The sequence below is a fragment of the Kineothrix alysoides genome (assembly GCF_000732725.1).
Classification (GTDB): domain Bacteria; phylum Bacillota; class Clostridia; order Lachnospirales; family Lachnospiraceae; genus Kineothrix; species Kineothrix alysoides.
The window spans coordinates 1,127,303-1,139,811 of record NZ_JPNB01000001.1; the positions used below are offsets into that span (position 1 = coordinate 1,127,303).

The 12,509-nt window shown below is 44.1% G+C and carries 8 protein-coding genes; 7 read left to right on the forward strand and 1 reads right to left on the reverse strand.

All coding sequences use genetic code 11. The features are described from left to right. The first annotated feature begins 10 nt into the window (after window positions 1–10). A complete protein-coding gene (locus CC90_RS0105320; protein WP_031389779.1) occupies window positions 11–2,773 on the forward strand; it encodes a glycoside hydrolase family 3 protein in 2,763 nt (920 codons plus the stop codon). Between the two features lie 242 nt (window positions 2,774–3,015). Here CC90_RS0105320 and CC90_RS0105325 read toward each other — a convergent pair whose 3' ends face one another. Continuing rightward, on the reverse strand, window positions 3,016–4,194 hold the full coding sequence (locus CC90_RS0105325; RefSeq protein WP_031389780.1) for a cation diffusion facilitator family transporter: 1,179 nt from the start codon (window positions 4,192–4,194) through the stop codon (window positions 3,016–3,018). A 423-nt stretch (window positions 4,195–4,617) separates the two neighbouring features. On the opposite strand from CC90_RS0105325, the gene gpmI reads away from it, so the two are divergent. The 6 genes from gpmI (at window position 4,618) to eno (ending at window position 12,225) form a co-directional block, all read left to right on the forward strand. Then, window positions 4,618–6,162 carry a 2,3-bisphosphoglycerate-independent phosphoglycerate mutase gene (gpmI, locus tag CC90_RS0105330; RefSeq protein WP_031389781.1) on the forward strand — a complete coding sequence of 515 codons (1,545 nt, stop codon included), beginning with the start codon at window positions 4,618–4,620 and terminating at the stop codon, window positions 6,160–6,162. 57 nt (window positions 6,163–6,219) lie between these two features. Beyond that, window positions 6,220–6,903 carry a DUF554 domain-containing protein gene (locus CC90_RS0105335; protein ID WP_031389782.1) on the forward strand — a complete coding sequence of 228 codons (684 nt, stop codon included), beginning with the start codon at window positions 6,220–6,222 and terminating at the stop codon, window positions 6,901–6,903. 461 nt (window positions 6,904–7,364) lie between these two features. Continuing rightward, entirely contained in the window at window positions 7,365–7,724 is a 360-nt protein-coding gene (locus CC90_RS0105340; RefSeq protein ID WP_031389783.1) for a GntR family transcriptional regulator, read from the forward strand. Between the two features lie 28 nt (window positions 7,725–7,752). Beyond that, a complete protein-coding gene (locus tag CC90_RS0105345; protein WP_031389784.1) occupies window positions 7,753–8,658 on the forward strand; it encodes an ABC transporter ATP-binding protein in 906 nt (301 codons plus the stop codon). Further along, a complete protein-coding gene (locus CC90_RS0105350; RefSeq protein WP_031389785.1) occupies window positions 8,630–10,759 on the forward strand; it encodes a hypothetical protein in 2,130 nt (709 codons plus the stop codon). The genes CC90_RS0105345 and CC90_RS0105350 overlap by 29 nt, the downstream gene beginning before the upstream one ends. Window positions 10,760–10,920: 161 nt before the next feature. Further along, entirely contained in the window at window positions 10,921–12,225 is a 1,305-nt protein-coding gene (gene eno / locus CC90_RS0105355) for a phosphopyruvate hydratase (protein WP_031389786.1), read from the forward strand. Window positions 12,226–12,509 lie beyond the last annotated feature (284 nt).

The following is a 12,509-nucleotide window of genomic DNA, read 5'->3' on the forward strand; positions in this document are numbered from 1 at the left end:
GAGGTAGAAAATGAACGGCAAGATATTTGACTTGAATGAATATGCGGCGAAAGCCAGAGAAGCAGCGGCGGAAGGAATCGTAATGCTTAAAAATGACGGCCCTCTGCTCCCGCTTTCAAAGGACACAAAGGTAGCGATCTTCGGAAGGTCACAGTTTCACTATTATAAAAGCGGAACGGGTTCAGGAGGAATGGTGAATACCAGATATGTCACCGGAATCCTGGAGGCGCTTGAGGCAGAAAAGTGCTTTGTGGTAAATCCGGCGGTAAAAGCAGTTTATGAGAGCTGGATGGAGGAGCATCCCTTTGAGGTGGGCGATGGCTGGGCGAAGGAGCCATGGTTCCAGGAAGAGATGCCCTTGGAGCCGGAATTCGTGGAAGCAGCCAGTAAGGATTCGGACGCAGCGATTATCGTAATCGGGCGTACGGCAGGAGAAGACCAGGATAACAAAGCGGAGGAGGGAAGCTACCTTCTTACAAAGACAGAATTAAATATGATAAGTGAGGTGTGCAAGGTATTCAAGCATACCATAGTCCTATTAAACGTAGGAAATACCATCGATATGAAATGGGTGGAGGCGAGCAATCCTTCCTCGGTATTGTACGTATGGCAGGGAGGACAAGAGGGAGGAAGCGGCATCGTAGATGTTCTCAGCGGCAAAGTAACGCCTTCCGGCAGGCTGACGGACACGATTGCAAGAAATATAGAAGATTATCCGTCTACCGCTAACTATGGAGATGATAAACGTAATTTTTATGCGGAGGATATTTATGTAGGATACCGGTACTTCGAGACCTTTGCAAAGGAGAAAGTGCTTTATCCTTTCGGCTTTGGCATGTCCTATACTTCCTTTGAAAGAAAACTTGACAAATTGGTGGAGACAAGAGATAAGGTCGATGTTCTGGTGGAGGTTACGAACACCGGAGAGTATGAAGGGAAAGAAGTCGTTCAGATATATTGTGAGGCACCTCAGGGCAGACTTGGAAAGCCTGCCAGAGTACTGTGCGGATTTGCCAAGACTAAGATACTTAGCCCGAAGGAAAGCGTTATAGTGAAAATTTCCTGTCCGAAATATCTGTTTTCATCCTATGATGACAGCGGAGTAACAGGCCATAGATACAGCTATGTACTGGAGGAAGGAAGCTATGGCATTTATATAGGAAGAGATGTAAGACAGGCGGAATACGCAGGAAGCATCGATATAGCGGAGCTTACCATGGTGGAAGCCCTGAAGGAGGCGATGGCACCTTTTGTTTCCTACCAGAGAATGAAGCCCGCGGCAGGAGAGGGCGGACAGCTTCATGTGGCGTATGAAGAGGTGCCTATGGGTACTGTGGACCCTATGAAAAGAAGGGGAGAGAATATTCCGAAGGAAATCGCCTATACGGGTGATAAAGGATTAAAATTAGAGGATGTTTCCGAAGGAAGGACATCGATGGAAGACTTTATTGCACAGCTTTCGGATGAGGACTTGTGCTGCATCGTAAGGGGAGAGGGAATGTGTTCTTCCAAGGTAACTCCGGGTACCGCAGGCGCCTTCGGCGGCGTCACCGGGCGGCTGTCGGCTTTCGGTATCCCGTTAGGATGTTGCGCGGACGGTCCAAGCGGAATACGTATGGATAGCGGAACATATGCCTTTGCTATGCCAAACGGCACTTGTCTGGCATGTTCCTTTAACGAAGAACTGCTAAAGGAATTATATGAGTTCGAGGGAATGGAGCTTCGTAAGAATAATATTGATACATTACTCGGCCCGGGAATGAATCTTCATAGAAACCCTTTGAACGGGCGAAACTTCGAATATTTTTCTGAGGACCCTCTGGTAACGGGAAAAATGGCAGCCGCTCAGCTAAAGGGTATGGACAAATATGGAGTAACGGGAACGATAAAGCATTTCGTATGCAATAATCAGGAGCATAGCCGGAATGAAGTAGAGGCGGTCATTTCGGAAAGGGCCTTAAGAGAATTATATTTAAAAGGGTTTGAAATAGCGGTAAAAGAAGGCGGTGCCTACAGCATCATGAGTACTTATGGGCCGGTAAACGGCTTCTGGACAGCCAGCAATTATGACCTGCTGACGACTATTCTGCGTGGAGAATGGGGCTTTGAGGGAATCGTTATGACCGACTGGTGGGCGAGAGGAAATGAGCCCGGCGGCCCGGCGGACGTGAAAAACACTTCGGCAATGGTGCGCTGTCAGAATGATTTGTTCATGGTGACGACAGATTCTGAGAAAAATACGTGGCAGGATGATTCCATGGAAGGCATCTCGGGAGGAAAAACAGCGAGAGCGGAGTTCCAGAGAAGCGCCATGAACTTATGCGGAACACTTATGCGTATGCCGGCGTTTTTACGAAGCAGGGGAATAGAAACGGAATTGGATAAACAGTTGAAGGAATGCATCGAGGAGGATGAAAAGGAACTGCTCGAGATGAGAATCGTTAAGGTGGAGACGGAAACGGAAATTCCGGCGGAGTGGATTGACACCCAAAAGGGAAAGAGCACCTTGCTGCAAGTAGTTCTTGTAGAAGAGGATGCGTCCAGACTCTCTTTTTCATGCAGGATTCCTTCGGCGGGAGAACTCTCTCAGATACCGCTTTCCATTTTCCGGGATAAACAGTTATTAAAGATGATAACACTGACCGGAAAGGATAGCGAGTGGAGAACGGAAATACTCGATTTGGAACCTGCTTTTTGCAGCACCTACTTTTTAAAATTCTATTTCGGACAGAGCGGGATGGAAATTAAGGACTGCAAGATCGAGATAGTATAATTAAGGCGACACGTAATTACGGCAGATGAGAAAGAGAGAGGGGCTGTCGCAAAATGAATCTAAGATAGCAGTTTATACAAAAAGCATATGAATAACGTGAAAATACGTCTTGATACGGGCTTTTATAACCCGAACCAAGACGTATTTTTGTGCATTATTTTTCGTTGAGGCTATTTTCTCCCCCTTATTTCATTTAATATTAAGAACAAGCAGCAAAGAAGTGCGCCGGAGTTTTTCAGCTGCTATAGTGCATGCGGGTTATAAGCCTTATCCACTTGTATAACCGCCATATATGTTTCGTCAATGAGGCGGATCTGCTCGCTGATATAATTGGTTATTTCCTCATCGTTCTTTTTATAATGGAAAGGAACTACGATGTCGAAAATGATGTTTGTGTGGGTGGGGCCTTTTACAACGCGGAAATCATGGAAGCATACTTCCGGATAAGCTGTGATAATTACTTCTGAAATCCGGCTTTTCAGGGCGTTTATCTGTTCGTCCTGTGTGACCACCGGATCCATATGTATAACGGCTTCGCAGTGCAGTTCGTTGTGCAGCCTATGCTCGATGTTATCGATCATATCGTGGAGTGTGAGGATATCGCCGTCTGCGGGGACTTCAGCATGCAGGGAGAGCATGACGCGGCCGGGGCCGTAATCGTGCACAATCATATCGTGAATGCCAAGAACATGCTCATAGCTCATAACGATTGTTTCCACATTTTTCACGAAATCGGGATGTGGGGGCTGGCCAAGCAGAGGACTGACGGTCTCCTTCGCTGCGCAGTAGCCTGCATAGAAGATGAAGAGGGCTACCATAATCCCGCAGTAGCCGTCAATTTTAAGACCGGTAAGTTTACCTACCAAAGCGGCAATAAGGACTACCGTGGTAGCCATGGTATCGCTTAGACTGTCCATGGCGGTAGCGCTCATGGCAGCGCTGTCTATTTTCTTCCCGATACTTTTGTTGTAAAAAGTCATATAGAGCTTCACTCCGATGGAAATGGCCAGAATGATCACGGTAATCAGGCTGAATTCCACCGCCTGCGGATGAATGATTTTATCAACAGAGGAGCGTACCAGTTCAAAGGCCATGATTAAAATGGCGATGGAAACGAGAAGTCCGGATAAATATTCGATGCGTCCATGTCCGAATGGGTGGCCCGGGTCCGGCTTTTGTCCCGCCATCTTAAAGCCGATGAGTGTAATCAAAGAGGAACCCGCATCGGATAGGTTATTAAAGGCATCTGCCGTTACCGCAATGGAATTACTGATAATTCCTGCCAGGAATTTGCCGATAAAAAGCAGTATATTCAGGAAGATTCCCACCGTGCCGCACAGCACACCGTACGCCTGCCGAACCTGGGGAGATGAAGTATTGTCCCTATCCTTTATAAATATTTTTGTAAGCAATGATACCATGAAATTTCTCCTATAAAGATGATGAAGTAATAGTATCTATTTTATATCTTTTTCCTATAAATGACAAATGCTTTATGGCCATGACCCTTCATAAACCCACAAACACTTGTTACTATTCGCCTATTTCGTATTTACAACCGCGGAAAAAACATGTATAATTGCAGACGGATTGAACATAAATAGATGCATTCATAATGTATATGCTATGTACAAAAAATTATGATAGATTTCAGGACAATTCTATTAGTTTTACGCTTACAATCTATAAGAGCAATGAGCTATAAATGCTATGATATGCAAGAGGAACAAATTACAAAGATAATGAATTGCGAAAATAACGGATTATATAGAGGTGAATTATTATAATAATGATTTATGATAATATGAAAATACTTTCGTGATTTGAGAAAAGGAGAATGAAAAATGAGCAAAAAACCAACAGTTTTGATGATTTTAGACGGCTACGGATTGAATGAGAGAACGGATGGAAACGCTGTGGCGGAAGCGAATACACCGGTTATGGATAAGCTGATGAAGGAATATCCTTTTGTAAGGGGTTATGCCAGCGGCATGGCAGTAGGACTTCCCGACGGACAGATGGGAAACTCTGAGGTGGGTCATCTCAATATGGGAGCAGGACGTATCGTATATCAGGAGCTTACCAGAATCACGAAAGAAATTCAGGACGGAACCTTCTACGAGAATCCCGCCCTTTTAAAGGCGATACAGAATTGTAAGGATAACGATTCCGCTCTGCACATGTTCGGTCTCGTTTCCGACGGCGGCGTGCATAGCCACAATACACATATTTACGGCATCTTAGAGCTTGCCAAGAGAAAAGGGCTGTCCAAGGTATACGTACATTGCTTCCTGGACGGAAGAGATACGCCTCCCGAAAGCGGCAAGAATTTCGTAGAGCAGTTAGAAGGGAAAATGAAGGAAATCGGCGTAGGTGAGGTAGCTTCCGTATCGGGACGTTACTACGCTATGGATAGAGATAATAACTATGACAGAGTGAAGCTGGCATACGATGTGCTTACAAAAGGAGAAGGCTTAACGTCAGCGGGAGGTCCTGAGGCTATTCAGGAATCCTATGACAGAAGAGAGACGGACGAGTTCGTAAAGCCTACTGTTGTTGTAAAGAACGATGCTCCTGTAGCCGTTATCAAAGATAAGGATTCCGTGATATTCTTTAACTTCAGACCGGACCGTGCCAGAGAGATTACGAGATGCTTCTGTAATGACGAGTTTATGGCATTCGACAGAGGCGCAAGACCGGATACCACATTTGTATGCTTTTCCGATTATGACCCGACGATACCAAATAAGGAAGTAGCATTCCATAAAATAGCGGTAACCAATACTTTTGGAGAGTGGCTCGCGGCAAACCATATGACACAGGCGAGAATTGCGGAGACGGAGAAATATGCTCATGTTACCTTCTTCTTTAACGGCGGGGTGGAAGCTCCCAACGAAGGAGAGGATAGAATACTTGTAAATTCTCCCAAGGACGTGGCTACCTACGATTTGAAGCCTCAGATGAGCGCATACGAGGTATGCGACAAGCTGGTAGGTGCAATCAAGTCAGAAAAATACGATGTGATCATTATCAACTTTGCGAACCCCGACATGGTAGGACATACGGGCGTGGAGTCAGCAGCTATAAAAGCGATAGAAGCAGTGGACGAATGTGTAGGCAAAGCAGTAGACGCGATAAAGGAAGTGGGCGGAGCTATGTTCATCTGTGCGGATCACGGCAATGCGGAGCAGCTTGTAGATTATGTGACAGGAGAACCGTTTACGGCACATACCACCAATCCGGTTCCCTTCATTCTCGTAAACTACGACGAAGCTTATACCTTGAGAGAGGGAGGATGTCTTGCGGATATCATTCCTACTATGATAGAGATGATGGGAATGAAGCAGCCGCAGGAAATGACCGGAAAGTCCTTGCTGTTAAAAAAATAGAATTATTGACAAAGTATGTAATAAAAAAGGATAATACAACCGGAAAAGAGCGGCAAGATGTTAGGAACAATAGTAAATGCTGCGGCAATCATAGCCGGCGCGGTAATCGGTATAGCTTTAAAAAAGGGACTTCCTGATAGAATGGCGGATACCTTAATGAAGGGAGTTGGGCTGTGTACCATGTTTCTCGGTATCAGCGATTCCCTGAAGGGAGAGAATTCCTTAATTCTCATTCTGTCTGTGGTGATTGGTACTTTAATCGGTGAAGGAATTGATTTAGAAGATAAGGTCGGCAGGCTCGGATTATGGGTGGAAGGAAGAGTGAAGAAGGGTGAGGACGGAACGGTATCGATTGCGGAAGGCTTTGTGACGGCCAGTCTGCTCTTTTGCGTAGGAGCGATGGCGATTGTTGGATCTTTGCAAAGCGGGCTTATGGGAAACCATGAGATGCTTTTTGGAAAATCCATTCTCGACTTCATCATGGCGGTAGTTTTTTCCTCTACATTGGGAATAGGAGTTGCTTTTTCAGCAGGATTGGTCTTCCTTTATCAGGGATCGATTACTTTACTCGCCCAGTGGATTGCCCCTTATCTGACGGATATAGTAGTGGCCGAGATGACTTGTGTGGGTTCCGTAGTTATGATCGGGCTTGGTATGAACATTATCGGAATTACGAAACTGAGAGTGATGAACTATGTGCCTGCGATTTTTATTCCGATTATCCTTTGCAGATTTATATAAAGTATCGATATAAAAAGTATTAGTATTAAAATAATGAGATATTTGAAAGTCCTGGGAAGCTTGTAAAAAGTGAGATTCCCGGGGCTTTTTTAATGTAATTGGGAAAGCGCTCCTATACATTAAAAATGGATGCTCAGTTACGCGCGCCAAGCAAAAGCTGTGCTGCCGAAGTGCTTGGTTGTGAGAGTGCGAAGCACATTTTTGTTTTGTAATATGAAAATGCTCCTATTACATTAAAGATAGATGCGCAGCTATGCGCGCGGAACAAAAGCTGTGCTGTCAAAGTATTTGGCTGCGAGGGTGTACGAAGCACACTTTTGTTCTCAATTCATGTTTGCAAATTAATTGATGTTCACTTGACAATATGAAAATAATTGTATATTATGTGTATTAGTAGTGATAGTACAGTTGAAACACTGGAAACAAGGAAATAACAGATGCAGCAGAAGGAAGGTGAATATATGATAATCCTGGATTACAAGGATGCCAGACCTATATACGAACAGATAGTGGAGAAGTTCAAGCTGTTGATTTTAAAAGGAATCCTGCAGAAGGATGAGCAGATGCCTTCTGTCAGAAGCCTTGCGGTGGAACTCGCAATCAATCCGAATACGATACAGAAAGCCTATATGGAACTGGAGCGACAGGGATATATTTACACGGTGAAGGGCAGAGGTAACTTTGTAGCGGAGAATGAGAATCTTCTCGACGAGAGAAGGGAAGAACTAAAAATGAGGATGTTCATTTTATACAAGGAGGGCAAGGAACTCGGCATGACGAAGGCCGATTTTATAGACTGCCTTCGCGGATTTGAAGAGTGAGAGCCTGATGGGCGGATAGGAGGAGACGATGATTGAAATAAATAATGTCAGCAAAGCCTTTGAAGATATTCTGGCAGTGGATGATGTCAGTGTGACGATGAAGGAAGATACAGTATTTGGTCTGATCGGAACCAATGGGGCGGGAAAAAGTACAGTACTTCGAATGGTCGCAGGAGTTATGAAAGCGGATAAGGGAACGATTTCGGTAGACGGCATTTCGGTATACGATAACATAGGAGCTAAGGAAAGAGTATTTTTTATCGCGGATGAACCGTATTTCTTTGCTAATTCCACTGCGGTAGAGATGGAAAAATATTTTTCTACTATATATAAAGAATTCAATAGAAATGACTTTTATACATACATGGAGAATTTCGGGCTCGACAAGAAAAGGAAAATAAACACTTTTTCCAAGGGAATGAAAAAGCAGCTCGCTTTGCTGTGCGGAATCTGTTCCCGGTCGAAATACCTTTTATGTGACGAGACCTTCGACGGTCTGGACCCTGTAATGCGTCAGGGAATAAAGAGCATCTTCGCAAAGGAGATGGAGAGCAGAGGTCTTACCCCCGTCATCGCGTCCCACAATTTAAGGGAACTCGAAGACATTTGCGACCATGTGGGACTTTTGCATAAGGGCGGCGTACTTCTATCCAAGGATTTGGAGGATATGAAATGCAATATCCAGAAGGTTCAATGTGTATTTAAGGACGAGGAATCTGAGAAAAAGGGGCTGGAAGGACTTCAGATTATGAAGGAAGAAAAGAGAGGCTCTTTGTATACCCTTACGGTAAGAGGAAACAGAGAACAAACCATTTCTCATTTTTCTACCGTAGATACGATATTTTTTGAGGCGCTGCCTCTTTCCTTAGAGGAAATATTTATCAGTGAGACGGAGGTGGTTGGTTATGATATCAAAAAACTCATTCTTAGCTAGTATGATGGAAAACAATAAAAGACGTGCATGGGTGTGGGTTACCTCTATGTTGTTTTGGTTCTTCTACTACCCGGTTGCCATGCAGATGATCATGAGCCGTAAAAAAGGGCAAAACCTTATAGATAAAGTGACAGGAACAGCCGCCAGAAACAGACTGGCAGAAGCGGCAGGCGATTGGCTGAAAGCGGACGGTGTGGTAATTGTATTCGTAAGCATACTTGCGGTGATATGCGCCATTCAAGGATTTTCTTATTTATACAGCAGAAAAAAGGTGGATTTATATCATAGTGTGCCGGTATCCAAGAATCGCAGATTTGTAGTCATATATATCAACGGAGTACTGATATTTTTTATTCCTTATCTTTTGAATCTTCTGCTTGCGGTGTCAGTAGCGGGAGCGAATGGAGGGATGAGCTTTGCGAATGCGAGGACGGCGGTAATTTCCCTGTTTATGAATCTCATATTATTTTTAGGAACATACGGACTTACCACAATAGCAGTTATGATGACGGGCAGTATTATTATGACCTTATTCGGTACAGCAATTTTTCTTCTTTATGAAATAGCGGTAAGATTATTGCTGACAGAATACCAAAGCCAATTTTTTGAATACTTTTCTTATAATTCCTATGGTTACCTGGGCACCATCAAAGCATTTACTTCTCCGCTTTGGTATCATCACAAAGCAGTAAGCGCAATATCTTCATATATCGGCGGAGCAGAATTGTCTTTGGCGTCAACAGTGCTTCCGATAGCGCAATGTATACTGCTGGCTGTGCTTTTTGGAATTATTGCTTACTTTTGCTATAGAAAACGTCCTTCTGAGGCGGCTGGAAAGACCATGGCATTTCCGAAGACAAAAGGGATTGTGAAGATACTCCTTACGGTTCCCGTCACGCTGTTTGCGGGGTTGATCGTACTGGGAATGGTAGGTATAGGAGATGAAGGGGAAAATTGTACAATACTTCTGTTGTTTGTTATGGCGGCAGCAGCGATTATAAGCAGCTGTGCGATTGAAGTCATTTATGAATTTGATCTCCGCGCGGCTTTGCACAAAAAGTATCAAATACTGATTACCGGTGTGTGTGCGGCGGCAATTTTCTGTATCTTTCAGTTTGACCTTATTGGCTTCGATGAATGGATCCCGGATCCTAACAAGCTGGAAGAGGCGGATATTATGATTTCTCCCATAGCATACAGGCAATCTTATTTGGACGGTGCGTTTAAAGTTGTTTCCAGCGGGGAACATTATTCGAAGGAACCGGGCATGACGGATATCGCCACTATCTGTGAACTGTCAAAGAAAAAGCTGCATAGAGAAGAGATAAAAGATGGAGGCGCCTATATATGGCTTGAGGTGGCTTACCAGATGAAGAGCGGAAAGACTGTATGGAGAGATTTTGCGGTAAGTGCCAAGGAAGAAGATATTTTAAACAGAGTGATTGGTAATTCGCAGTTCAAAAAGGCAGCTTATCAAATTTATGACGACTCTGTCTATAATAAAATGAAAGAGAAGGACTCCTTCCAGATTACTTATACTACGGGAATAAACGTGGAGAACCTCTCCCCTGAGGATGCAGATACGATCAGGCAGCTCTATATAAAGGATTTGGATAATTCTAATTATTCCACCTTGAAAAATGAGTTTGTGTGTGGTCAGTTGGCGTTTATTGTCAAAATAAACAATTACGGAACTACTAATTTTCAATACGATATCTATCCCTCCTATACGAATATTATCGGTTACCTGAAGGAGAAGGGATTGTACGAGAAAATGATCTTAAAGCCCGAGGATATCGCCAGTCTTACGGTGACTAACTTCCATAACGAAATGTATGATAAAAGTTCGAATGCAGGAATGGAGGATTGGTCCGTTACCAAGACGTATTCCGAGCAGGAGCAGATTGACGAGCTGGCAGGAGCGTTATATCCGTCAAGCTTCGATTACAGCTTTAACAATAAAATATCCAATGACTATTATGTAATCGTGCAGCTCAAGAGCGGAGCGACGAGCTCAGGCTATTACCGTGGGGACAACGGCTTTTATTTCAACGCAGATAAAGTTCCCGAATGGTTGAAAAAGGATACCAACTATGAATGAAGAGCAGACGGTACATTCGTGTATTTTAACGGATGCAGCGTGATAGAACATAAAATATATAATGAGTAAAAAACGCTCATAGGAATGATTTTCTGACATTGGGAAATAAATATAAAGACATGGTTATCAAAATTGCTTATAAAAAGGAGAATGCTGCTATCATGAATTTATATTTAAGAATTACCGATGTACATGGAAGAGAAATCCTGGATTCCAGGGGAAATCCCACAGTGGAGGCGGAGGTGACCGTAGAAGGAAGCATTACAGGCCGCGCCGCCGTTCCATCGGGAGCCAGCACCGGACGCTTTGAGGCGGTGGAGCTAAGAGACGGAGAGACCAGATACTTTGGTCTGGGCGTATGCAAGGCGGTAAAGAACATCAACACGAAGCTAAAGGAGGCTCTGATAGGACAAAACGTCATGGATCAGGGCCTTATTGACCGTATATTAATAGAAACAGACGGAACGGACAATAAGGGGAATCTGGGTGCCAATGCAACGTTGGGCGTATCCATGGCCTGTGCCCGGGCTGCGGCAGAGGCTTTGGAAATGCCTTTATACCGTTATCTCGGAGGCGGACATACGAGACTTCTTCCGGTGCCTATGATGAATATTTTAAACGGCGGAAAGCATGCGGCGAATACGGTGGACTTTCAGGAGTTTATGATTATGCCTGTCCAGGCGGAGAATTTTGCGGATGGACTTTGTATCTGTGCGGAAATCTACCATAACTTAAAAAAGATATTGGAACACAAAGGGCTTTCCACCGGAGTAGGTGATGAAGGAGGTTTTGCGCCTGATCTGCCGGATGCAAAGGCAGTTCTTGAGCTGATTGTGGAAGCCATTCAAGCGAGCAAATACGTTCCGGGGCAGGACATCAAAATAGCGCTGGATGTGGCCAGCAGTGAGCTATATAACGAAAAGACCGGAATGTATCATTTTCCGGGAGAAAGCAAGCTGCTTGGCAGCGAGGTGGTAAGAGATACTTCCGAGATGATTTCTTATTACGAGGAATTGATAGAAAAGTTTCCGATTATCTCTATCGAAGACGGACTTGCGGAGGATGACTGGGATGGCTGGAAGGAGCTGACAAAGCGTCTGGGAGACAAGATCCAATTGGTAGGAGACGACTTATTCGTAACAAATACGAAGCGGTTGGATGCCGGAATTAAACTGAAAGTGGCCAATGCCATCTTGGTGAAGGTAAATCAGATCGGAACGGTATCGGAAGCCATGGAAGCTATCGAGATGGCACATAAGAATGCTTATCGTGCTGTCATATCGCATCGCTCCGGCGAGACTGAGGATACCTTTATCGCAGATCTTGCAGTAGCGGTGAACGCAGGACAGATCAAGACAGGAGCGCCCTGCCGTTCGGATAGAGTAGCGAAGTATAACCAGCTTCTTCGTATCGAAGAGGAGTTGGGAAATGTGGCTGCGTATAAAGAACCCTTTAATAAAATTTAATGTTTTTATCTCCCTCATATAGTTTGCGCTTAAGATTCCACAGCTTGCAGCAAATTTTGGATGGCGGACTTAGTATTATTCGCTCCACGAAGTAGAAATCATCTCTTGAATCATGTTCTTACGTAGCTTAATAGCAAGTGTTAAGCTACTGTGTGAACAATAACCTATTTTATAATGCTTTCACCTAATGCTTAATAGATTACGGTTTAATTTTATTGAATATATTTATCGGATATTATGGAATTTACCGGAAATAAATGTTATAATGCAAAGCGGATATAAGT

What these genes read in the sequence shown, in the direction of transcription:
- CC90_RS0105350 (WP_031389785.1), top strand. Translation starts at nt 8,630, where the DNA reads ATGATATCAAAAAACTCATTCTTAGCTAGTATGATGGAAAACAATAAA.
- CC90_RS0105340 (WP_031389783.1), top strand. Translation starts at nt 7,365, where the DNA reads ATGATAATCCTGGATTACAAGGATGCCAGACCTATATACGAACAGATA.
- CC90_RS0105345 (WP_031389784.1), top strand. Translation starts at nt 7,753, where the DNA reads ATGATTGAAATAAATAATGTCAGCAAAGCCTTTGAAGATATTCTGGCA.
- CC90_RS0105325 (WP_031389780.1), bottom strand. Translation starts at nt 4,194, where the DNA reads ATGGTATCATTGCTTACAAAAATATTTATAAAGGATAGGGACAATACT.
- CC90_RS0105320 (WP_031389779.1), top strand. Translation starts at nt 11, where the DNA reads ATGAACGGCAAGATATTTGACTTGAATGAATATGCGGCGAAAGCCAGA.
- eno (WP_031389786.1), top strand. Translation starts at nt 10,921, where the DNA reads ATGAATTTATATTTAAGAATTACCGATGTACATGGAAGAGAAATCCTG.
- gpmI (WP_031389781.1), top strand. Translation starts at nt 4,618, where the DNA reads ATGAGCAAAAAACCAACAGTTTTGATGATTTTAGACGGCTACGGATTG.
- CC90_RS0105335 (WP_031389782.1), top strand. Translation starts at nt 6,220, where the DNA reads ATGTTAGGAACAATAGTAAATGCTGCGGCAATCATAGCCGGCGCGGTA.